The sequence below is a fragment of the Corynebacterium sp. MSK310 genome, from assembly GCF_030227355.1.
GTDB lineage: Bacteria > Actinomycetota > Actinomycetes > Mycobacteriales > Mycobacteriaceae > Corynebacterium > Corynebacterium rhinophilum.
Map to the genome: position 1 here is coordinate 18,072 of NZ_JASPFZ010000016.1, position 22,105 is coordinate 40,176.

A 22,105-nucleotide genomic window follows, 5' to 3' on the forward strand; every position below is an offset into this window, starting at 1 on the left:
GTTTAGTTATTGAGCACGGCCTCGCGCAGCACCGACATCGGCACCGAGCCAAGAGCCAGGGCCTCGGAGTGGAATTCGCGGGCGCTCATGCCCTGCTCCTCGGCGGCGGCGCGGGTTTCTTGCCACAGGCGCTGGCCCAAGGCATAGGACGGCGCCTGGCCCGGCCAACCCAGGTAGCGGTTGACCTCAAAGTTGAGGTTCGCATCATCCATGGCGGTGTTTTCGCGCATGTAGGTCTTCACGTGGGCCTTATCCCATACGCCGGATACGGTGCAGTCCGGTAGCTTCTTGCCCAGGTGCAATCCGATATCCACCACGACGCGGGCCGCGCGCAGGCGCTGGGCATCGAGCAGCCCCATCCGCACACCAGGATCGTCCATGTAGCCCAGCTCGGCCATAAGCTGCTCGGCGTACAGGGCCCAGCCCTCGCCATGGCCGGAATTCCACGTCACCGCGCGGCGCCACAGGTTGAGATCCTCTTGTACCAGGGCAGAACCCAGCTGCAGGTGGTGACCCGGTACGCCCTCATGGTGCACGGTAGTCAGCTCCTGCCAGGTGTGGAAGGTATCTTGGCCCTCCGGCACGGACCACCACATGCGGCCCGGGCGCGAAAAGTCATCGCTGGGCGGGGTGTAGAAGATGCCGCCGGTGCCGGCTGGGTCGATGCAGCACTCGATCTCTTCGACTTCTTCCGGAATGTCGAATTCCTTGCCGTTGAGCTCGGCGATGACCGCATCGGCCTTGCTCTGCATCCACTCCACCAAGGCATCGGTACCGCGCAGGGTATAGCGTTCCTCGTGGTTCAGCTTGCGCATGGCAGAGCGCACCGAGCACTCCGAGCCATAAAGCTCGTGCGCGATCTTCTCCTGCTCCCCGCGCAGGTAACGCACCTGGTCAAGGCCCCATTCATAGGCCTCGTCCAAGTCCACGGAATCGCCGACGAAAAGCTTGGAAAAACGCTCGTAACGCTCGCGGCCCACCGCGTCCTTATTAGAGGACTGCGGCTGCAGATCATTAGACAGCCAATCCGAGAACTCGCCAAAGGCCTCCTTGGCCTTCTTTACCTCGGCGGAGTCGGGGTCGAGGCCGAGGCCCTCGAGCATGGAGTCGGCATCGGCAAGCCGCTCGCACTGCACCATGACCTCAGAGATCTGGCGGTGCGGTGCCACCATGCCGTGGGAGGCCGCTTCCTTCAGGGACTCGCGGTAGCCATCGAGGGAACCCTTGACCTTGGACAGGCGGGAGCGAATGGCCTCGCGGTCCTCCTGGGTCTCCTGCGGCATAAGCAGCAGGGAATCCCGGATGGTCTGCACGGGCGAGGCAATATTATTAAGGCTGCGAATATCCTCGCCGTGGTGGTGCAAATCCAGATCTAAGCAGAGACGATCCCGCAAGACAGCGGCGGTGACATAATCCACATCATCGAAGTCATCCTCATCATCGGATTCATCGGTGGTGTCATCCAAGGCATCTAGATCCGCAACCATATCGCGGGTGCGATCAGCGACCGCCTCAAAATAGTCAGGGGAAAAATCCTGCAATTCGCCTTCAAAACCGTCAATTCCCCACGCGGTTGCATCAGTTGGGGATAGCTCGGCTAGGTCGTGAACGAAGTTATCGCACGAAGCGTCCAGTAGAGAGGGCTGGCGCTTAGCGGTCTGCTCAGAACTCATAAGAGGGAAGTCTAACCCTTTATCTTGTTGATAAGCCACCCAGCCCCACCCAAATGTTGCAAACTTGTTAGCTAATCGTTGTTCCACTTCGTGCCCGGGTAGTGCCACTGGGCAAAACCATCCAGCACGGCCGCGGGATTTTCCTCTATGACCAGTGCTTTTACAAAGCGGGGCAGGATGAAGCCCGCCTCAGCCATGGCGGCATACATGTCATAAAAGGGCTGCCAAAAACCTTCCACGTCAACCAAGCCAACGGGCCCACGAATGCTGCCCAGCTGTTGTTGGGTCAGTACCTCTGTTACTTCCTCCAACGTGCCCACGCCGCCGGGCAAACAGATAAAGGCATCCGCCAGCTGCTCCATCCGGGTTTTCCGCTCTGCCATGGAGTCCACTACCTCAAGGCGGGTCAAGCCCGGGTGGGAGATTTCTAGATCCACCAGGGATTGCGGCATGACGCCAGTGACGGTGCCGCCGGCCTTCAAGCAGGAGTTGGCAACCTCGCGCATGAGGCCAATATTTCCGCCGCCATAGACCAAGTTCAGCCCGCGACGGGCAAGCTCGCCGCCCAAGTGTTGTGCCGCTGCGCTATAGGCGGGCGAATTGCCCACGGCGGAACCACAATAAACCGCTACTGATTTCATGCGCCCCAGCATAGGGAATTTTCGGCCTACCTCCACCTTTAGACCATTCGGTACATACACCTATGAATAGATTAGACAAAGCAGTCTGTGACACATATACTTTCTTTCATGATCAAACCTGGCCCCGTGTTCACGCGCCCCCGTACACCGGCTGCTAAGTGCCTTCACCTGGTGCGCCTGAATCCGATCATTACCCGTAGTGAGCTGGTAGAAGCCACCGGACTCTCCCAGCCCACCATTACCCGCGCTACCACCGCGCTCCTCAACGCAGGACTCATCCAAGAGCGCACCGACCTCACCCAATCCCAGGGCCGGGGCCGCCCTACCGTTCCCCTCGAGGCCGCGGATAATAACTGGGTACTCGGCGGCATCGCTGTCGGCACCTCTGAGACCTATATCGGCCTCTATGACATCAAGGGCCGCACCGTTGCGGAGGAAGAAATCACCACTCCTGTCGCCCGCCTGACGGAGGAAGACTTTCTTGAACACATCATGGCCGGCATCAACCGCATGATGACGGGCCTGGATCGCCGCCTCGTGGCCTTAGGAATTACCACCTCAGGCACCGTGGATGAAGAGGGCCTAGTCACCGCAGACAATCTGGGCTGGCACGGTGTGGATATCGCGGCGCGCCTGCGCTTCCAATTTAGCGTCCCCGTGGTGGTTACCTCCGCCATTTCCGCCATTTTGGGCTCGGAGACGCAGGCCGCCGAGATTGGTACGAACGAGCGCGTGCTCCTGCTCTTCGCGGACGATTCTTTAGGATCAGCGCTATCCGCCGATGACGAGGTAAATTCCATCATCCCGCTGCCACAGACCCGCTCTGACCTACTGGGGCACGGCGCTTCCGAACATCTCTTGGCCACCCAGTCCATTCTGGACGCCGTGCGCCGCCACGGCATCGAGGCCAATACCCTGCCCGAGGTCGCGACCATCGCCGAATCCAATTCAGCCGTGCGCGCCATTTTGGATGAGCGCGCCCGCCAGTTGGGCCAGATTACGGCGGAGATGGTCCACGAATACTCGCCGAAAACCGTGGTCATTGCCGGCGGGGCCTTTACCGGTGATTCCCGCGCGCCCCAGCTTTTTGCCTCCACCGTCCGCGATTCCGCCTCGGAGGACCTAGAGCTGCGCATGATTCCAAGCCACAAAGAAATCGTGCGCGCCGTCGCCCGTACCGTGGCTACCGATCAGCTATTGCGCGAACCGTTGGAGCTGGGCCGCTCACTCCAGACCGCGTAAAACCTCGCGCGCGGAGTCGATCCCGGTAAACAGGTGGGCTTGCAACCCGCAATAAGTGGCGCCCTCGATGTAGTCGATGCGGTCATCAAAAAAGTGCGTGTCCTTGGGCTGCGCTGAGAGCGCGTCCACCGCCACTCGGTAGGCCTCTGGGTGCGGCTTGGCCACCCCAATATCGCAGCTCAGCGTTACCGCCGCGCACTCTGCCAACCACGGGTGCTGCGCGCGTACCTGTTTCGCCAAGGTCGTGGGGATATTGGATAAAATCCCCACACTAAAGCCCTCCCCGATGAGCCCTTTGACCAGCGCCACCATCTCTGGGTCAGCCTCGAGCAGGTACTGGTTCTCACAGGCCACGGCCCCAGCGCAGTCAATGGGCCCCATTCCCGCGCGGGCGGCTATTTCATTCCAGTAGTGGCTATCGCTAAAAATTCCGGCATCGTAATCCGGCCGGAAATAGTTATAGGCCTCCCAGAAGGCCTCCGGGTTCGCAGGCGCGAGGAAGCGCTCTAGTTCAGCGTGCGCTTCCGGAGTGGCGGGGCGCAGCAGCACGCCGTACAGATCAAACAGCAACTTCGGCATAATGCGTCCAGTTTATGCGCGCCTAGTAGCTTGGGTCTGCAGTGCCACAATCCCCACCGCGGTACCGGCGATAAAAATCACCAGCGCCAGCGTCGCCTGCGCCATCGGCAAAACCATGAACACAGCCAACGAAGCCAAAATCAGCATTCCACTCAAGGAATATAAGGAACGGTTGACCAGCCCGCGCTTGCCGATGACCCCACACGCCAGCATCACCACCCCCGCAAACGGACTCAGCATGAGCGCCCCGGTGGTCAAAAAGATGCCGAGGGTCACGTGGCTTGAGATGACCGCAGCACCGATGATGAGGCTTAATGCCAATACCGCCAGGGTGGCAGAGAGGGTTGCTTTGAGGTGTGCAGACATACGTCAATCCTCCCACAGCAGTCCAGTGCTATGGGAGGATTGATTTAAATCTTGATGGGTTTGTTATTCACAACTTAGGAGTTGCGGTTAGCCAAACGGGAATCGATGCGCAGCAGGCCAGCACCATCGTTGCCCACCAGCTTGATCTGGTCGATGATCTCAGAAACGGTGTCCTCTTCCTCGATCTGCTCAGCCAGGAACCAGTCAATGAGCTGACGGGAGTCCAGGTCCTGGATGTCAAGGGCAACGCGGGCGATCTCGCGGATCTGCTCGGAGACCTTCTGCTCGTGTGCCAAGGAAGCCTCGAACGCATCCAGCGGGGTGGCAGCCTTGATGGAGCCAACCGGGATATCGTTGAGCTCTACGCGGTAGCCGCGTGCCAAGAGGTGATCCGCAAGCTTCTGTGCGTGGACGCGCTCTTCGCTAGCCTGAGCCATGAACCAGTCGCGCATACCCGGGAAGGACAGGTTGTCCATCTCGTAGGCCAGCTGGGTGTAGACCATAGCGGCGCCGTGCTCGTTAATGACCTGATTGTTTAGCAGGGTTTGCAGCTTCTCATCCATTGCTAAATCCTTTCTGTAGGAATCAATTAATTGGTTGTAGGCACTACAATACCCAAATAAAATCTCCCGTCTAGCAAGGTATGCTTAATCAAACCCGCACCTCAGGGGCATTTTTCAGGTTGGATCACCTAAGTTAGTTAAGACAAAGCTGCTCCACGGCACGAAGTTAATATCGCCTAATAGTTCGAGGTCATTGCCCTAAACGGTCAATCTCGCCGCGCTAGTCCACTCCATCCAACGCTTCTCAGCCGGTACGCTTACGCACATCACGCTCGCAATGTGATATTAATCACCCAGTTGCCCACTCAGGCGCTCCAGGCGCTGCGCGCTCGCCCCATCGAGGCCCCGAAACTCCACCTCAATGCCGCGATCCGCGTACTTTTTCTGCACCGCATCCAGCGTCGCCACCGTCGAGGCATCCCAGACCTCGGCATCGGAAAGGTCCACCACCACGAAGTCCGTATCAAGCGTGTAATCAAAGGCGTAAACCAAATCATTCGAGGAGGCGAAGAAGAGTTGGCCATGCACCACGTAGGTATATCCATCTACCAACTCAACTTCCACGAGGTGCGCCACCCGGCGGGCAAAGCCAATCGATGCAGCCACCACGCCTAAGACCACTCCTACCGCCAGGTTATGCGTGGCCAGCGTGCCCGCGACCGTCAGCAGCATGACGAGGATTTCAGAAAGCGGCATCAGCTTGAGCGTGCGCGGGCGGATGGAATGCCAATTGACCGTCGTCGCCGCCACGAGGATCATCACCGCGACCAGCGCGGCCATCGGAATGCGGCCTACCGCCTCGCCGAAAAGCAGGCACAGCACGAGGAGGAAGGCGCCGGCGAGGAACGTCGACAAGCGCGTGCGGGCCTGGGAGACCTTGACGCCGATCATGGTCTGGCCAATCATTGCGCACACGCCCATGCCGCCAATCGCCGCGGCCAATATATTGCCAATGCCCTGGCCAAAGGATTCGCGGGTCTTATCGGAGTGGGTATCCGTAATGTCATCGACAAGCTTCGCCGTAAGCAGCGATTCCATGAGGCCCACCAGCGCCATCCCAAAGGCGTAGGGCGCAATGATCTGCAGGGTCTCCAGGTTCCACGGAATATCCGGAATGAACAGCCCCGGCAGCGTCGTGGGCAGCTCGCCCTGGTCCGCCACATCCGGCACCTTCCACCCCGCCGCGACGGCGATGATGCTTACCACCACGATGGTCACCAACGGCGCCGGAATTGCCTGGGTAAACCGCGGCAAAATGATCATGATGGCCAGGCCAATGGCCACCAGCACATAGACCATCCAGGGGACATCAATAAGGTGCGGCAGCTGCGCGGTAAACATCATAATGCCCAGCGCATTGACGAATCCCGTCATCACCGAACGCGGGATAAAGCGCATGAGCTTGGCAATGCCCACCCACGCCAACAGCACCTGGATGATACCGGCCGCAAGCACTGCCGCCACCACATAATCATGCCCATACTCGTGCGCGAGCGGGGCCACCACCAGGGCAACCGCGCCGGCCGCCGCGGAAATCATGGCGGGCCGGCCGCCGGTAAAGGCGATAGCCATCGCCATAATCACCGAGGAATACAGCCCCACCCGCGGGTCGAGACCAGCGAGAATAGAAAAGCTTAAAACTTCCGGGATCAAAGCAAGCGCCACCGCCAGTCCGCCAAGGACCTCCTTGCGCAAACGCGCAGGTAAGGAAAATGCAAAGCGGAAACTGGCGATGACGCCAGTGGGTGCAGGCTGCTCGTTAATCACGCCTGCACATACTAGTAGCTACTACGAGCCTTCCCGAAAGGAGCCATCCGCCGTGATAACCGGCAGCACCGACCAAGCAAAGTTGATCCACTTATCCGTCTTCTTCCACGAATAATCCGGCTCGAAGATGGTCTTCGGCTTGGTGTACACCACAGCGGAACGCACTTCATCGGCGGTTTCTTCCAGGAAGTTCACCACCAAGTCCAGGGTCTTGCCGGAATCGGCCACGTCATCAACGACGAGCACCTTCTTGCCCTTGAGGGAATCCGTATCCAATTGCGGGGACAAGATGATCGGCTCGTCCAAGGTCTGGCCAATATCTGTGTAGAACTCCACGTTGATAGCGCCCATGGCCTTGACCCCGATGGCATAACCAATGGCACCGGCTGGGATCAGGCCGCCGCGGGCAACGCCCACGATCAAGTCAGGAAACCAGCCGGATTCCACAATTTGCTCCGAAAGATTCCGGCTCGCTTCGCCGAAGACTTCCCAGGTGAGGTTCTCCCGGTCCGGGTGGATCCAATTCTCAGTCACGATTGCGCGGCTCCTTTTGCGTCATGGGCTTTCTTTGTAGTTTAACTAGCGATACCTACCAAGGGAAAGCAGCTACCGGAAAGGAACCTCTCCCAACGTCCGCCGCAGCTTGCGCGTGCGCAGGCGTTCCGGGTTTTCTGCCAGCTGTTCCACCGCGCGCACGGCGCACATGACGTGGGCTTCCTTGGAGTTGGAATAAAACGCCTGGGCCTGTGCCGGCAGCTTCGGCACGGCGTGCAGGGGAAGATCCGATACGGATAGCAGCGTGCCATAGGGCACGCGGTAGCGGTACCCATTCGCCGCCAAGGCGCACGATTCCATGTCCACCGCTACCGCGGTAGAAGTGCGCAACCACTCCCACAGATCCCGGCTGGTGCGCCATTCCCAATCGCGGTCATCGGTCGATAGCACCGTGCCGGTGCGCATGAGCGAATTATCGCTGCCGTAGACCTCATCCACGGATGCCTCCAGCATGCGCTGGACCTCTGGAATGGCCGGAATCGGTGTGGAAGAAACCACCTGCCGGTCCAAGATGTGGTCGTGGCGCTCGTAGGCATTGCCCAAGATCAAGTCACCGATGCGCATGCGCCCATCCATGCCGGCGCAGTGGCCAATCATGATCCAGGCCTCCGGCCGCAGCACGGCCAAGCAATCCGTAATCGTCTTGGCATTCGATGGCCCTACACCAATGTTGATCATCGTGATGCCATCGCCGCCCGCGGTAATGAGATCGAACCGGGGCATCTGAAAGCGCGAGGTCAGCGTCAGCCCATCCAGGTCGAGGTCCACCGCATCATTGGGATGAATGGTCTCCCCATTGGGCAATACGAGCGCCGTATACCGCGAATCCTCCTTGGTCAGCTCGCGCAGGCCGAATTTCACGAATTCCGTGGTGTGCATCGCGTAATTGGTAAACAGAATGTATTTCTGCACCGTATCGACCTCGACGCCGGTGTAGTGCTCAATGCGCGCACAGGCAATATCGAAGCGCTGCGCTCCGAAGTGAAACAGCGGCTTTTCTTCGCCGTGGAAGGCATCCCACTCACCATCAATAATCGCATCGTTGACCTCATCCAAGGTCGGGCGCGGGATGGGACCGCGCTCCTGCGGCGCCGCCGGGGCATCTTTGATGTATTCCGGCGGAATGCGCTCATCCGATTGGCCCACGAAGATATCGCACGGATAATTGTTAGTCAGCCGAGTCAGCTGCTCGTGCAAGTACTCGCGGATGATGTGCGGCCTAGAGATGACCGCGGAGTACTTCCCCGCCTCATTCACATAGCCAAAGGGCTCGGAGCGGTCAATCGGCTGCCATTTACGAATCTCCACCGTGACCTTGGGATAGACCACGTGGCGATAATCATCGAGGGTGCCCGAGGCAAGGGCCTCACGCCCCAACTCACATGAGGTTTCATAATGCTCAATTAAGCGAGTCACCGCTTCATCTACGGAGTGGACATGCTGCAGATCGGTCATAACGGCGAGTTTAGCGGGGACCGCGCAGCACGGCAGTGCTCCGTGCCATACATTGTTTATACCGAGATAGGTTTATACCGAGATAGCCTGAGTTAAAGCTCTGCTGATATCACCAGCGAAGGGGCAGGGCTTGTCGGCTTTCAACCATCATCGGTGTCAACGTAATCTCTGAAGCTAGGAATTCGGAACCCGATGAACGGATAGTGGAACGGTTTCAAACCGCTAACGAACCTTATTGCAAATACCGCAGTCCTTATCCGAGTTGCACCCCGGAATCATGCTTCTCTGACTGGAAGGCGGAAAGATCGGACTTTTAGAAGCTCTCCGCTGCACGATTAAAGGAAAGAAAAACCGTACCCTTCGACACCACAGTGGCAAAAGAATATGGCGAAGTACTCACAGTGCACCGCGTACTCCGAAAAACGAATGCCTCATTTAATGCGCGAAAATCAGCGGTATGAGCCACAAAAAGCGTTTAACTTTTGCCGATATGGGAATAAAGTTTAGTAGTCCTTGGGGTGCCTAAGCCGCATGCCCGCCGGACCGAGCGCGAGAAAGAGTGCCGACTCCAACATTGCATGCGATTCCTAATAAAATTGCAAATAGCGCAGCAAGCAAAAGCCCCGTGGATGAAGGAAGCAAAAGACCCCCTACTGCAGAACCAACAGCTGAGCCCAGATAGTTTGCAGATGCATTCGCAGCGACTGCAGTCGCACCTTCATCAGGGTTCGCACTGAGCATGGTATTTTGTTGCGGCGCCATAGAAGCCCAACCCAAAAGCCCCCATGCAAATAGGCACACCGCTGCCACCACATGACTCGAAGGGAAGAGCAGTAATAGCGCGAAATCAGCGGCAAGTAAAGCAATGATTATTAACGTTAGCGTGCGAGAACTATCTACCTTATCGAGCACCCGCCCGATTCCAAATGCGCCCACTGCGCCACCGATACCCCATATCCACATGCCCGCAATGGTGTCTACCTGCACACGACCGAGCACGACAGAAATATAGGTGTACAAACCTAACGACCCCACTCCCACAAAGAAAGTAACTAGGACCGTAAGTAAATTATCTACTCGGCCGATGACTCGGACTCGCTGTCTCAGCGAGGAAGAAGGCACAGCCGGTACGGCACTCGGATTGCGCAACGCTATACCTACCATCGCCACTATGCCAACTAGCGAAACCAACCCAATAGTAGCCCGCCAGCCTAACTGCTCAGCGACACCCAATCCCACCGGCACACCCACGACAGTTCCCACCGCCAATCCAGCTAGCACCAATGACAGTGCGCGCCCGCGACGCTCTGCTGCGACAGACACACCCGCAACCGCTGAGGACAACGGCGAATAGACTCCCGCCGCCACACCAGCAATTAGCCGCGAGACGATAAAAACTTCCACCGTAGGTGATACGGCAGTCATAATATTCGCCAGAGAAAATACAGCGATTGCGCCAAGCAGGCCGCTACGCGGATTCTTGCCCGCTTTACCCGATAACAGCGGACCAGATACAGCGTACGCACCGGTAAAAGCGGTGACGCCCAAGCCAATCATGCTGCCGTTCGTGCCCAAGTCTTCCGCAATCTGCGGCAGCAAGCCAGCAATAACATATGCATCTAAGCCGAGGGCCACGCTACCTATGACAAACGGCCACAGCTGCTTAAGCATTGTCAATCACCGCATCAAGCAAGCCCGGAAAACGTTCATTCAAGTCTTGGCTCCGCAAAGAAATCAAACAGGTTCGACCCTTACTTCTTGTCCACGTCACTCCCGCTTCGCGGAGCTGTCGAGTGTGATACGTCAGGGTAGATCTCGGGAGGTCATCGGCAAGCCTCAAGCTATCGTGCTCTTGGCCGTCCGCCATGCGCTTAACCATTTCCAACCGGATGGGATCGCTTACTGCGGCCAGAACACGGACGAATTCTAGTTCTTCGATGGCTGGATGCTCATACTTTCGCGGGCTCACCCTTACTCCAATCGTGCAAGAAATCCTGAACAATTAGCAAGGCTAAACGGCCTGCGATAATCGTGCAAGTTTTCTTGCATAAACGAAGGCCCGCCGACTGCGCATCGGCGGGCCCTCTCCCCATGACTAATCTCTGGCACTTAGCGGCAAGGAGTGGAGCGCCCTACGCCGTAAGCACCGCCCGTGATTAGGCAAGCCTAAGTTTACAAAGATTGTGGCGCGAGGTCAAGCGTTTTCTCCATAAATTTCTTCAACTTTTCCAAAGAGGCCATTTACCTGCATTAACGCGTATGATTGGAAGGCATGGCTGTCGAATCTCTTGCAGAGTTGAAAAGTATTATTTCTGAACAACTCCTCAAATTCGGGCGCGTGAACGAGGAAGATGCATCCGAAGAAAAAGATTCGCCTCGCCTTGGCATCGCCTCCCCGGCCGCGGCCAGTTCTTTGCAGGATGACGTCGCCGATGAGATCGTTGACCGCCTCAAGGCCGAAAAGGATAAGTCTAGTCCCGGCGATTCCGCCCTCGATGCCGATGCCGCCAGGACCCTGCCCCTCGGCGCACGCACGAAGCCACGCGGCGTTTTCGAAGACGATTGGGGCGCCCGCCCGAGCGACAAACGCCCTTGGCCGGTCATCCTGGTGCATGGCACCTGCGATACCAAGGGCGTCTGGCAAATTATGGGCAATATCTTGCGCCGGGACGGCTGGGCGGTCTTTGCCCCTGATTATGGCCATCGCGCCACGCAGACCATCCCGGAATCTTCGCAGCAGCTCGGCGCCTATATCGATACCGTGCTTGCCGTGACCGGGGCAGACAAGGTCATCTTGGTGGGCCACTCCCAGGGTGGCCTGCTCGCGCGGTACTGGATGCGCATGGACGGCGGCGCCGAAAAGGTCATCCACCTCATGAGCATTAGCGCGCCTAATCATGGGACGACCCACGGGGGCATCGCCAGTCGCCTCATTCGCACCCAACGCCAAGAGGCGGTGATCCGCTCCATTATCGATGGCTGGTTTGGCCCCGCCGGCATGGACCAGGTGGTAGGCAGCGAGGTGCTTCGCGATGTCAACCGCGACGGCGACCTCGAATCCGGCGTGAGCTACACCTGCATCGCCACGCGTTCCGATGCCGTCGTTGTCCCGCCCGAGACCTGCTTCCTCGACCCAGGGGGCGCTCCTGAGGGTGCGGTGCGCAATATCTATATCCAAGATTTTGACCGCCACGCCGTGGTCATGCACGAAGATATGCCCATGGATAGGCGCGTGCACGCCATCGTGCGCACGCTGCTCAGGATGGTAGAGCACACGCCGCGTTGATTAAATCTCCAACTCATCGAGCAGGGCATCAAAAGCCGGGCCCACCTGCGTGCGCCACAGCGTATCCACCTTCTTATCCCCGCGGCCTGGCCCGCCATTGATAACGGCCACGCGCTTGCCCTGCTTCTTCGCCTCAAGCACGAAGCGATAACCGCTCATCACCGCCAGCGAAGAACCGGCGACCAGCAGCGAATTAGCCTCATTCAATAGCGCAAAGGCGGCATCCCGCCGCGTGGCTGGCACGGGCTCGCCAAAATACACCACGTCCGGCTTGAGCAGCTCCGATCCGCAGCGCTCGCAGCCCGCCATCCGGAACGCCGCAACATCTTTCTCATCCAGCGTCACGTCACCATCCGGATTAACTTGGTCCCTTTCCACGACTAGGCGCTCCAGGTATCCCGGGTTCGCGGCCGCCAGGCGCGCATCGAAGTGCCCGCGATCCTCATGATGCCCACACAACAAGCACACCACGGTTTCCATATCACCGTGCAGCGTCACCAACCTCTCCGTACCCGCTCGTTTATGCAGGCCATCCACGTTTTGGGTGACCACACCATTAACCAGCCCGGCGCGCTCCAACTCCACGAGCGCATAATGCGTGCGATTCGGCGCCGCGGAATCCATCACGCGCCAGCCCACGAAGCTACGCGCCCAATACCTATGGCTAGCGGCCGGATCATGGCGAAATTCCTGATACGTCATCGGGCGGTGCCTGCTCAGCGAGCCCCGCGGCCCGCGATAATCCGGAACCCCCGATTCCGTCGATACCCCCGCCCCAGTGAGCACCATGACCGGCCCGTTACGCAGCTGCTTGCCGATGTCCCCCAAAGCCTTCCCTGCCTCCGTGTGCGGCGCCGTCTCCTCCACGACGCGCGCAATCGATCGCAGCGCGGACTGATGAGCATGGGCTACAGCGGGATCCATACCCACCAATCTAATCAAGCGCCTTCAAGTACTGCTCAACAGGGACTACCTGCGCACCATTCGCTTCGAAGGAATGCTGGCCGCGGTACAGCACTGTGCGGTTTGCGGGTTTGATCTCCAGCTCTTCACCTACAGTCGCGAGATGACGCGTGTATTTGGAATGATAGGTCTGCGATGCCTTGATTTCATAAGCCTTAGGATCGCCGCCCGTAAAATCCAATAGGTCGATTTCTCTTTTAGAACTATCCCGATAGAACCGTAGATCCGGCTTGCGACCAGAGTGAATATGCGTTTTCATGGTTTCTGCTACCACCATATTTTCACACACTGCACCTGACTGTGGATGCACAGAAAGTTCTTCTGGTGAAGAAATACCAAGAAGGTGGCACAACAGACCAGTATCATAGAAATACAACTTCGCGGTCTTAGTAAGCACCTTCCGGGGATTGGAATGGTGGCTGGGTAAAGAAAATATGATGAAACTAGACTCCAGAATTGAGACCCAATTTTTTACCGTCTGGAAAGAAACATCAATCTCATTTGCGATTGCGGAATAGTTGATTAAGTTTCCAGCTTGCAGCGCACAGACCTTAATGAATCGCCAAAAGCTATCACTATTCCGAACATTGAGTAACCCACTCACATCCCGTTGGAGATAAGTCTGCACGTAGTTTTCAAAATAGATTTCCGGAGGAATTTGCGCCTGGTACAAGCGCGGATATCCTCCACGAACCATAAATTCATCAACGGTCAGATCAGCTGATATAGAGCGAGCTTCCATGAGGCCGAAGGGCAACAAATGACTGATCCCAACGCGGCCCGCCAGCGATTGCGTTATGGATTCCATAAGCAAGAAATTTTGCGATCCGGATAAGATATATTGCCCAGGGCTTCCCACTTCATCCGAGCGAAGTTGGACAACGGAAAACAGGTCCGGTGCATATTGAGCCTCATCTATAATCAACGGTCCACTTTGGCTCGAAAGGAAACCCACAGGATCTTCTTGTGCCACCCTTCGAATACTTGGATCCTCAAGATTGAGGTATGACAAGTCCGGAAACATTTCTCTCAGAAGAGTCGACTTCCCAGACTGCCGCGGCCCCGTCACGCTGACAACTGGAAACCATTTCATTAACTGCGTTATAGATCCACTGAGCTGCCGAGGAACAAACATATATTTACCAAATTTCGCAAGTAGGACGCACCAAATCTCTAAAGTAGAGAGTACCAAATCTCTAAAGTAGAGCGCACCAAATTTCGCAAGTAGATTTACCTATACCCAGGTCAGAGCCATTTTTCAATAGAAAAAGAGCCGCCTGCCTTACGGCAGCGGCTCCTTATCTTGGTAGTGCTAGCTCTCTGGTAGCTGCTCTACGTATAACCACTCAGAATCTAGCTCCCCGTGGCGCGAGCACTTGGTGTGCCAGCCATCGGGGCGCACCTGGGCCACCATGCGGCGGCCGCAGATCTGGCAGTAGCGCGGTACGTCGAGGCCAGCAGCTGCAGCGGGGTGCAGCTTGAAGACCTCTTCGATCGGCTTGCCGGTATTGGGGTGGAAAATTGGCTCGTCCCCGGCCAGGACGGCGGTTGCCAACTCAGAGTTCGGCTCGGACACTACAGAGCCTTGATCGGGAGATCGATGCGGCCCAGCATGTCCACATCCTTTTCGATTTCCTGACCCAAGGTGGTCAAGTAGTTGCCGGCAATGATGGCGTTGATGCCGCCGAGCAAACCGCGCTCGGTGCCGTCATCGCCAAGCGAAAGCTCGCGGCCGCCGGCGAAGCGGAGGGTGGTGGAGGGCATCGCCAAGCGGAATGCAGCAACGGCGCGCAGGCCCTCACCCAGCGGAACCAGCGGGCGGTCAGCGAACGGGGTGCCCGGGCGAGGGTCGAGGAAGTTCATCGGAACCTCGCACGGATCGATCTCTGCCAGCTGTGCTGCGAACTCGGCGCGCTGCTCCAGGGACTCGCCCATGCCGATGATGCCGCCACAGCAGACTTCCATGCCTACCTCGCGCACGTAATCCAGGGTCTTCTTGCGCTCTTCCCAGGTGTGGGTGGTGACCACGTTGGGGAAGTAGGAGCGGGAGGTCTCCAGGTTGTGGTTGTAGCGCTGTGCGCCCATGTCCTTCAGGCGCTGTGCCTGCTCGCGGGTCAGGGTGCCCAGGGAGCAGGAAATCTCGATGTCAACGGCATCGTTAATGGCGGCGATGGCCTCGCCCACCTGATCCAGCAGGCGGTCATCCGGGGACTTCACCGCAGCAACGATGCAGAATTCGGTGGCGCCGGTCTTGGCGGTCTTCTGTGCCGCCTCCACCAGCTCAGGGATGTTCAGGCGCACTGCGCGCACTGGGGACTCGAAGAGGCCGGACTGGGAGCAGAAGTGGCAATCCTCTGGGCAACCACCGGTCTTGATGGAGATAATGCCTTCGACCGATACGTCCGGGCCGCACCACTTCAGGCGGGTCTGGTGGGCGATATCAGCAATCTCTTCCAGCTGGGAATCTGGAACCTGCAGTACTTGTAGTAGTTCTTCCTGGTTAAGGCCTTTGCCTTGCTCCAGAGGTTTCTCACGGGCGATGTCGATGATGCTCATGCAGTGAACCCTACTTGAACGCCGTTCAACTTTGGCCAAAATCACAAAATTTTTTTCGCGGGATTACCCTAAGGGGCATGACGCTTTACGATGACACCCTCGAACTCCTCCAAGAACTCATCCGCAATGCTTGCGTAAACGACCTCACCCCGGATTCCGGCTTTGAGGTGCGCAATGCCGATACGCTAGAGAACTTTTTTGCCGGTGAAGACGTCTCCATCGAGCGCTTTGAATCCCACCCAGGCCGCGTGTCCATCGTGGTCACCGTACCCGGCGATCCCGCCAAGGAGCCCCTCACCCTTATGGGGCATACCGATGTCGTTCCCGTCGACGAACCCAAGTGGACCAAGCCACCCTTCGAGGCCCTCATTGAAGATGGCAAGCTCTACGGCCGCGGTTCCGTAGACATGCTCTTTATTACCGCCACCATGGCCGCCGTCACCCGCGAGGTAGCGCGCGCCGGCAACCCCGGCGGAACGCTTGCCTTCGTGGGCATGGCCGATGAAGAGGCCCGCGGTGGCCTGGGCGTGCGGTGGATGGCAGAAAACCACCCCGATGCCTTCTCCTGGAAGAACTGCCTCTCCGAGACCGGCGGTAGCCACCTGCCCGGCGCGGTGGGCTTCAACGTGGGCGAAAAGGGCGCCGGTCAGCGCCGCCTCCACGTCACCGGTGATGCCGGACACGGCTCGACTCCCTACGGCAAGGACTTTGCCATCGTAAAGATCGGCGAGGTCGCCCGCCGCATCGCCGAAGCCGAGCCACCCACAGCCTCCAACGAGATCTGGGAGGGCTTCGTCCGCACCTTCAAGTTCGATCCTGAGACCGAAAAAGAGCTTATCGATGGCACCGGTGACTACACCAAATTCGGAAACCTCGGTGCCTACGCCCATGCCTTTAGCCACACCACCATCTCTGAGACCGTCCTGCGTGCCGGCGGAGCCATCAACGTGCTTCCCTCCCACGCCTACCTCGAGATGGATATCCGCCCCTTCCCTGGACAAACCCAGGAAGACTTGGACGACTTCCTCCGCAGCGCACTGGGCGATCTCGCCGATGAGGTAGAAATCGAACACCTCATCACCGAAAATGCCACCCAGTCCTCCACCGATACCGAGCTCTGGCGCACCATTGAGGCCACCGCCAAAGAGTTCTTCCCCGATAAAGACGTCGTGCCCGTCCACGCCACCGGTGGCTCCGACCTCCGCTTCGCTCGACGCAAGGGCGGCAACGCCTACGGTTTCGCGATGCATGCCGAGGGGCGCGATATGGCCAGCGCCAACTCGCAATTACACAGCCACGATGAGCACCTCTACCTCGAGGACCTGGATCTCACCGTGCGCGCCTACCACAGCTTGGTCAACCGCTTCTTGGGCCTGAACCAGTAGCACTCTCCCCTCGCTTTTACGCGGTGACCTGAAAATAGATCCCGGCATGCGCACTGCAGCCGGGATTAAACATATGCCCACACTGCGGGCATGCCTCGACAGAAGAATACAGCTGGTAATCCATCTCGAGGCCACAGGAACCGCAGAGGGCAGCGGGGGCATCGACAAGCATGGGCCCAAACTCATGATCCGTCAGCTCCGCATGGCACAGCGCGCACGCAAAGTACTCGCCACAGGTCGCGCACTTATTGGCCACCACGTCGAGCGGGGAATGCCAATGCTTGCACCTGCCCTCCGCATCAATCGCGCCGCGAATCTTCATGGTTCTGCCACTCCTTCTTCTTCGCCTCCGATTTCTTTGCATTGCGCACCGCCATCACCCCAAAGGCAATGGCAATAACTATAGGCATCCACACCCTGCTGTAATCCATAAGGAAAACCACCCATTCCGGCGGTACAAAGTGCATCGCAAACTGCGGCGCGGGCAAGGTAATCTGCGGTGGCTCCGGCAGATTCGGCAGCGGTAGGTAAATCTCCGGAAAATCTACATCTGGCAGCTCCCAATCCGGCAGCAAGCGCGAGAGGATGCGGCTAATAATAGGAGCCAAAACAATCATCGCGATGGCCCACCCGGACTTCCCCAGCCCACCGAGCAGTGGATACAGCACGCGCTTGAAGGGGCTTTCTTCCATTGCCCGGCGCCGCTTTTTACCCAAGGAGCCCGGCGGCGGATCAAAGGCCACGGCCTCCTCCCCATCGCGGTAGTAGACATCCTGTATCTCCCCAAAGGGCGTGGCTTGGATATCTAAATAAGGCTTAGTCCGCGGCGCATTATTCTCACTGAATGAGAGATCGCTTTCCAGCTTCTTCTGCAATGAATAATGGCCACCACGCGGCTTGTCGTGCCGGCTGCGAACCTCGTGGTCGACCACGATCTGCATGCGGGGTGCAGGATTCTTCCGCCAGAGCTGGATGCGGCGGATAAAGGGGGCATCGCCAAGCACCGGCGTAAATTCCTTTGGCTCCTTGGGCCATTCGCCCCGCTCAGCGAACTCGGCATCGTAGCCACGCTCAACCTCGAGCAGGCCGGCCTCAGGGTGGTCCAACCGCCAGATTTCCATCAGCGCTCCCTCACCTTGGCGCCCAATTTGCTAGCACCCCACGCCAAAAGGACCACTACCGGCAGGTAAATCCATGTCCCCTCGTTGAAGTACATCGCCATGGCCGCGAAATAGGCGATGCCCGCAACCCAGAAGATGGTCCATGAGTAGCGGAATGTGGCGGCATCGATAAAAGCAATAAGCACGGTAAGCCCACCCATGAGGCCGAGCAATACCGTGCCAGAAACCGCCTGGTAAATCGCCGGCGGGAGCACCAAGAAGACAGCGATCATCGCCAAAGGCGCCCACCATTGCCACCACGCGCGGCCGGGTTCTTCCTGCGTTTCCTGCTCCTGACTCATACCTGCCTTAAACTAGCACATAATTTTGCTTTTTAAGCTGGTTATCTTGACGGAAAAATATGCAGTTCTACCTGCAAAAACGCGTTAAAACAGGCGAATGTCCAGCGGGTGTTCTATAGTGTGTTTCGTACACACGTTCACACTACAAATTTAGGTTTTAAGCGCCATGGAAGATCCCTACTTTTCCACGACCAACACCAAAGACCCCACTACACGCTTAGCTTTTGAGATGCGAAAGACTGAATATGAGTTCTGGACTGAGCAGATCCCCGATCTCGATTCTGATTTCGAATTAGTCATTCAATCCCTCTACCGCACCACCGGAGTTAATCAGGGGCGAATCGGCCATATTCTGATGGCCCTGTATCGCCTAGAAGAGCTGCCCCAGCTGAAAGAACTGCAGCACCAGCTCTATCACTTAGATTTAGACCGCCTCATTGCCATCAATAAATCCCTTAACCGCCTGGGCAACCCGACCCCGGAGGTAGTCGCGCGCATCGATGAGCAGCTCACCGCCTACCTCACACCCATCCGCGCCAACCAGGCCATGCGGACGCAAGCGCAGATTAAAAGGAAGATTAATGAGCTCATCAACCTCGAAGATGACACCCTCGCGGTCAAGAAGGGGCCAACGCAGCCGCGCTACACCATGGAGAATTGGGGAAACAATACCGCGGCGATGACGCTGAGCGCGGATCCCTCGGTGATGGCGTGCGTCGATAAGTGCATCAAGGAGACTGCGCTCAAGCTGGATTGCTCGCTTGCCGATGCCGCCATTTCCCTCCTCACCGGCAATACCGAAGCGCCCCAGGTCATCCTGAACGCCTACAAGGCAACCGATGTCCCCAACTCCCCCGCATTCATTGAATCCGTCGGATGGCTCGACCCAGCGCGCTCCAACGCGCTGCCCTACTCCAAGATCCGGGAAATGAACCCGGATAAGGAGGTTAAGGGATACGTAACCCCGCCAGATATGGCAGCCTACCTCGAAGGCTTCGACGGCACCTGCCGCTACCCTGGCTGCAACCGTCCTGCCACGGTGTGCCAAAAGGATCACCGCATCAACCACGCGGATGGCGGGCCGACGACTCCCACAAACCTTGCGTGCCTGTGCCAGCACCACCACAACATAAAGACCGATGGCCGGGCCTTCTACGTCATGGATCCGCACACCCGGGACATTATTTGGCTCTTCGAAGACGGCACCTGGACCGTCACCGAGCCCTCCGGCCCGCTGGCGGAAAAGAATAAGAATTGGGTGCAGACTTTTGCACAAACCATGACCGTCCACCGCGCACGGGCCTACGAAGAGGCCCACGAAGCACAAGAAGAAGCAAAAACCACCCCTAGGGAGGAGGATTAAAAACGCCCACTGCCATACATTGGCTGGCATGATGCAAAACTTATTCACGCTCAACGAGCTGGTTATTTCCCAGACCAAGTCCCTCCTCAAGGATCGATTCATGATTTCTGATGTCAACGGGACCCCAGTGGGCACCATTGTGCAATCCACCAGCCTTAAGGAGATGGTGTTTAAACCCTCCCGCAGCTTGGAGGTCGCGCTCACGGATGCCGAAGGCAACCCCCAACAAACAGTCATGACGATCTCGGATCCGGCGAATTTTTTGAGGGATACCTACGAAGTACACCTACCGGGAATTGAACAGCCCATGGCCGTTATCACCAAGCGCTTCTCCATGTTCAAAACGAAGATGGAATTAACAATGGAGGGCTTTGCCGGCGTCGAAGTGCACGGCGATTTCTGGGATTGGAACCTCACCATCACCTCCCAGGATCGCCAGCTTGCCGATGTCTCCAATAAATAGACCGGCATGGGCAACTACTTCATGGGCAAAAACACGTATCTTCTACGGATCGCGCCACACCTCAACGAGCAACAGCACGCCGCTATCATCGGCGCCGTAATGAGCATGGATATGCTGCGCACGAAGAAAAAGAAAAACAGCAACTAGGTGCGCACATGGGCATCAGTGCAAACGGTGTTTCAGGACTGGTCCCACTGTAAGCACGGAGGTTCCAATTCCGGATACGGCAAGTGCCGATGGCGCTTACGACAGGCGCCCCGATGATGTATCCGATAAGCATCGCAGAGCTATTTGTCGATCCCATCGTAGAAAGGGCTTTGGGCTTAACCTCATCAGGTGCGGTTCCAACAACGATGATTCGCAGTGCAGCCACCTGAACGGCATTGCATACTCCGCCAAGGAAGAAGCATGGAATACAGAGCCACAAGGAGGGAATTAGACCGGGTAAAGCAATAAAACACCCCATGGCGAAGCCGGCTCCGGTCAGGGCCTTCTCGGCATTGTGTGCGCTGAGATGGGCTGAAAATCGTGCGCCAAAGATGCGGCCCACGATGAAAGCCTGGGCGATGATTGCATATACCGTACCGCTCGCTTGGAGGGTACTGGTCACATAGAAGACAAGCGCAATGTTGAAAATCGAGGTGCAAATGATTGCTCCCCAAATGCTGGTTAGTGCGGAGCGAGAACGTCTATTTTTCAATAAGAGAGAAGGAGCCTCGAGTACCTTTTGGAAAAAGCTCGGTGAAGATTCTTTCAGTCTTAGCTGCACTGAATTGTCCTGGGACGTGGATTTGTAGAGGAAGAAAAAGACAAGTAGCGAAACCGCCACGGCGCAAGCTTCAACAAAGAGTGCAGTCTGCACGTTCCTTTGGTCAAGAAGTAATCCTCCCAGCAATGAGCCAAGGAATCCGCCGCCAAGGCGCGCGGTATCCAAGAGGGAGAAGGCTTTCGCTTGCTGGCTTCCACTGACTTGGGAGTCAACGATAGTGAAAATGGCTGGAATCGACAGTCCGCTTAAGCATGCGGTGACGAGGTTTCCAAAAATGAGGATCAACGGCTCTGGAAAGGCTGTCATTGCTAATAGGCCCAGCAGATCCAATAAGAGAACAGAAATTGCTATTCGATAGCTGCTGAATTGGTCTGGGCTGGATTAAATAGACCATGTGGTTTGATCGTGTCTTCCGTGACAGCCCCTTGTTGGGCAGGAAGACTGATAATCATGAAGAAGTTTTCAAAACACACTCCTGAGCAGATCGTGGCCAAACTTGATAAAGCCCGATCCATGAAGGCCTCGGGTAGTACCTTAGCCGAAGTCTGCCGCGACCTCGGTGTTAGCGAGGCAACCTACCGTCGCTGGGTCAAGCAGTACGGCGAGATGTCCCGCAGTAAACCCCGCCGCTTTAAAGAACTGCAGGAAGAAAACGCCAAGCTTACCCGCCTACTCGGAGAAGCCGAGTTGGAAAAACCGCTACTAAAGGAGCTTGCGGAGGCAAAAATTCTTTCCCCGGCACGCAAATTATGAAGCCATCGATGACGTTGTATCCGTGGGCTATTCGGTGCGCTTTGCCTGTCGCGTGGTCGGGGTCTCTAGAGCGGCGTACTACAACGCCCGCACACACCACCAGCAGCCCAGCGTGGATAAGTACGCTGCTCTACGCAGGTGGCTCGTCACTTTCACTGGTGAGCACCGACGCTGGGGCTATCGCCGTGCTTGGGTGAAAGCCCAGGCCAGCTGGTTTTACCTGTGGCCGTGATGTGGTGCGCCGGCTGTGGCGCCAGGAGGGTT

At 57.5% G+C, this 22,105-nt stretch carries 23 protein-coding genes; 6 read left to right on the plus strand and 17 right to left on the minus strand.

Annotated elements, in window-relative coordinates:
* Window positions 1-2: 2 nt before the first annotated feature.
* Window positions 3-1,673: a DUF885 domain-containing protein gene (locus tag QP891_RS10195; RefSeq protein ID WP_284770878.1), complete on the minus strand. Its 1,671-nt coding sequence runs from the start codon at window positions 1,671-1,673 to the stop codon at window positions 3-5.
* 71 nt (window positions 1,674-1,744) lie between these two features.
* Window positions 1,745-2,314 carry an LOG family protein gene (locus QP891_RS10200; protein ID WP_034658012.1) on the minus strand — a complete coding sequence of 190 codons (570 nt, stop codon included), beginning with the start codon at window positions 2,312-2,314 and terminating at the stop codon, window positions 1,745-1,747.
* Window positions 2,315-2,422: 108 nt separating this feature from the next.
* On the opposite strand from QP891_RS10200, the gene QP891_RS10205 reads away from it, so the two are divergent.
* The gene (locus QP891_RS10205; RefSeq protein ID WP_284770877.1) at window positions 2,423-3,556 is read left to right on the plus strand and encodes an ROK family transcriptional regulator; all 1,134 of its coding nucleotides are present in this window, start codon (window positions 2,423-2,425) and stop codon (window positions 3,554-3,556) included.
* Here QP891_RS10205 and QP891_RS10210 read toward each other — a convergent pair.
* From QP891_RS10210 to QP891_RS10240, 7 genes are all read right to left on the minus strand, one after another.
* Window positions 3,539-4,135, minus strand: a complete 597-nt coding sequence (locus QP891_RS10210; RefSeq protein WP_284770876.1) for an HAD-IA family hydrolase — start codon at window positions 4,133-4,135, stop codon at window positions 3,539-3,541. The genes QP891_RS10205 and QP891_RS10210 overlap by 18 nt on opposite strands.
* A 12-nt stretch (window positions 4,136-4,147) precedes the next feature.
* Window positions 4,148-4,501: a hypothetical protein gene (locus QP891_RS10215; protein WP_284770875.1), complete on the minus strand. Its 354-nt coding sequence runs from the start codon at window positions 4,499-4,501 to the stop codon at window positions 4,148-4,150.
* Window positions 4,502-4,575: 74 nt separating this feature from the next.
* Window positions 4,576-5,064, minus strand: a complete 489-nt coding sequence (locus tag QP891_RS10220; protein WP_005276181.1) for a ferritin — start codon at window positions 5,062-5,064, stop codon at window positions 4,576-4,578.
* A gap of 285 nt (window positions 5,065-5,349) precedes the next feature.
* Window positions 5,350-6,831, minus strand: coding sequence for a SulP family inorganic anion transporter (locus tag QP891_RS10225; RefSeq protein WP_284770874.1), 1,482 nt, complete (start codon window positions 6,829-6,831; stop codon window positions 5,350-5,352).
* Window positions 6,832-6,852: 21 nt separating this feature from the next.
* Entirely contained in the window at window positions 6,853-7,365 is a 513-nt protein-coding gene (locus QP891_RS10230) for a phosphoribosyltransferase (protein ID WP_284770873.1), read from the minus strand.
* 72 nt (window positions 7,366-7,437) lie between these two features.
* Window positions 7,438-8,841: an AMP nucleosidase gene (amn, locus tag QP891_RS10235; RefSeq protein ID WP_284770872.1), complete on the minus strand. Its 1,404-nt coding sequence runs from the start codon at window positions 8,839-8,841 to the stop codon at window positions 7,438-7,440.
* Between the two features lie 522 nt (window positions 8,842-9,363).
* Complete coding sequence (locus QP891_RS10240) at window positions 9,364-10,512, minus strand: MFS transporter (RefSeq protein WP_284770871.1); 1,149 nt, start codon at window positions 10,510-10,512, stop codon at window positions 9,364-9,366.
* A 601-nt stretch (window positions 10,513-11,113) separates the two neighbouring features.
* Between QP891_RS10240 and QP891_RS10245 the strand changes: the two genes are divergently transcribed.
* Window positions 11,114-12,127, plus strand: a complete 1,014-nt coding sequence (locus QP891_RS10245; protein ID WP_284805966.1) for an esterase/lipase family protein — start codon at window positions 11,114-11,116, stop codon at window positions 12,125-12,127.
* Here QP891_RS10245 and QP891_RS10250 read toward each other — a convergent pair whose 3' ends face one another.
* The 4 genes from QP891_RS10250 to bioB form a co-directional block, all read right to left on the minus strand.
* Window positions 12,128-13,051, minus strand: coding sequence for a Sir2 family NAD-dependent protein deacetylase (locus QP891_RS10250; RefSeq protein ID WP_284770869.1), 924 nt, complete (start codon window positions 13,049-13,051; stop codon window positions 12,128-12,130). It lies immediately after the preceding gene.
* Window positions 13,052-13,061: 10 nt separating this feature from the next.
* A complete protein-coding gene (locus QP891_RS10255) occupies window positions 13,062-14,225 on the minus strand; it encodes an ATP-binding protein (protein WP_005280543.1) in 1,164 nt (387 codons plus the stop codon).
* A gap of 177 nt (window positions 14,226-14,402) precedes the next feature.
* Window positions 14,403-14,666, minus strand: a complete 264-nt coding sequence (bsaP, locus tag QP891_RS10260; RefSeq protein ID WP_023016459.1) for a biotin synthase auxiliary protein BsaP — start codon at window positions 14,664-14,666, stop codon at window positions 14,403-14,405.
* The gene (gene bioB / locus QP891_RS10265; RefSeq protein ID WP_284770868.1) at window positions 14,666-15,646 is read right to left on the minus strand and encodes a biotin synthase BioB; all 981 of its coding nucleotides are present in this window, start codon (window positions 15,644-15,646) and stop codon (window positions 14,666-14,668) included. The genes bsaP and bioB overlap by 1 nt, the downstream gene beginning before the upstream one ends.
* A 77-nt stretch (window positions 15,647-15,723) precedes the next feature.
* Here bioB and QP891_RS10270 point away from each other — a divergent pair, with 77 nt between their 5' ends.
* Window positions 15,724-17,031, plus strand: a complete 1,308-nt coding sequence (locus QP891_RS10270; protein WP_284817054.1) for a M20/M25/M40 family metallo-hydrolase — start codon at window positions 15,724-15,726, stop codon at window positions 17,029-17,031.
* A gap of 16 nt (window positions 17,032-17,047) precedes the next feature.
* Here the strand turns inward: QP891_RS10270 and QP891_RS10275 are convergent, their stop codons facing one another.
* The 3 genes from QP891_RS10275 to QP891_RS10285 are packed head-to-tail and all read right to left on the minus strand — an operon-like array spanning window position 17,048 to window position 18,493.
* Entirely contained in the window at window positions 17,048-17,353 is a 306-nt protein-coding gene (locus tag QP891_RS10275) for a CHY zinc finger protein (RefSeq protein WP_284770866.1), read from the minus strand.
* Window positions 17,331-18,152: a hypothetical protein gene (locus tag QP891_RS10280; protein ID WP_284805965.1), complete on the minus strand. Its 822-nt coding sequence runs from the start codon at window positions 18,150-18,152 to the stop codon at window positions 17,331-17,333. The genes QP891_RS10275 and QP891_RS10280 overlap by 23 nt, the downstream gene beginning before the upstream one ends.
* The gene (locus QP891_RS10285) at window positions 18,152-18,493 is read right to left on the minus strand and encodes a heme transporter (protein ID WP_284770864.1); all 342 of its coding nucleotides are present in this window, start codon (window positions 18,491-18,493) and stop codon (window positions 18,152-18,154) included. Before QP891_RS10285 ends, QP891_RS10280 begins: the two co-directional genes overlap by 1 nt.
* A 229-nt stretch (window positions 18,494-18,722) precedes the next feature.
* On the opposite strand from QP891_RS10285, the gene QP891_RS10290 reads away from it, so the two are divergent.
* Complete coding sequence (locus QP891_RS10290; RefSeq protein WP_284770863.1) at window positions 18,723-19,856, plus strand: HNH endonuclease signature motif containing protein; 1,134 nt, start codon at window positions 18,723-18,725, stop codon at window positions 19,854-19,856.
* A gap of 28 nt (window positions 19,857-19,884) precedes the next feature.
* Window positions 19,885-20,319 carry an LURP-one-related/scramblase family protein gene (locus tag QP891_RS10295; RefSeq protein ID WP_284770862.1) on the plus strand — a complete coding sequence of 145 codons (435 nt, stop codon included), beginning with the start codon at window positions 19,885-19,887 and terminating at the stop codon, window positions 20,317-20,319.
* Window positions 20,320-20,404: 85 nt separating this feature from the next.
* Here the strand turns inward: QP891_RS10295 and QP891_RS10300 are convergent, their stop codons facing one another.
* On the minus strand, window positions 20,405-21,394 hold the full coding sequence (locus QP891_RS10300; RefSeq protein ID WP_350338574.1) for an MFS transporter: 990 nt from the start codon (window positions 21,392-21,394) through the stop codon (window positions 20,405-20,407).
* 144 nt (window positions 21,395-21,538) lie between these two features.
* Between QP891_RS10300 and QP891_RS10305 the strand changes: the two genes are divergently transcribed.
* Entirely contained in the window at window positions 21,539-21,841 is a 303-nt protein-coding gene (locus QP891_RS10305; protein WP_284817056.1) for a transposase, read from the plus strand.
* Window positions 21,842-22,105 lie beyond the last annotated feature (264 nt).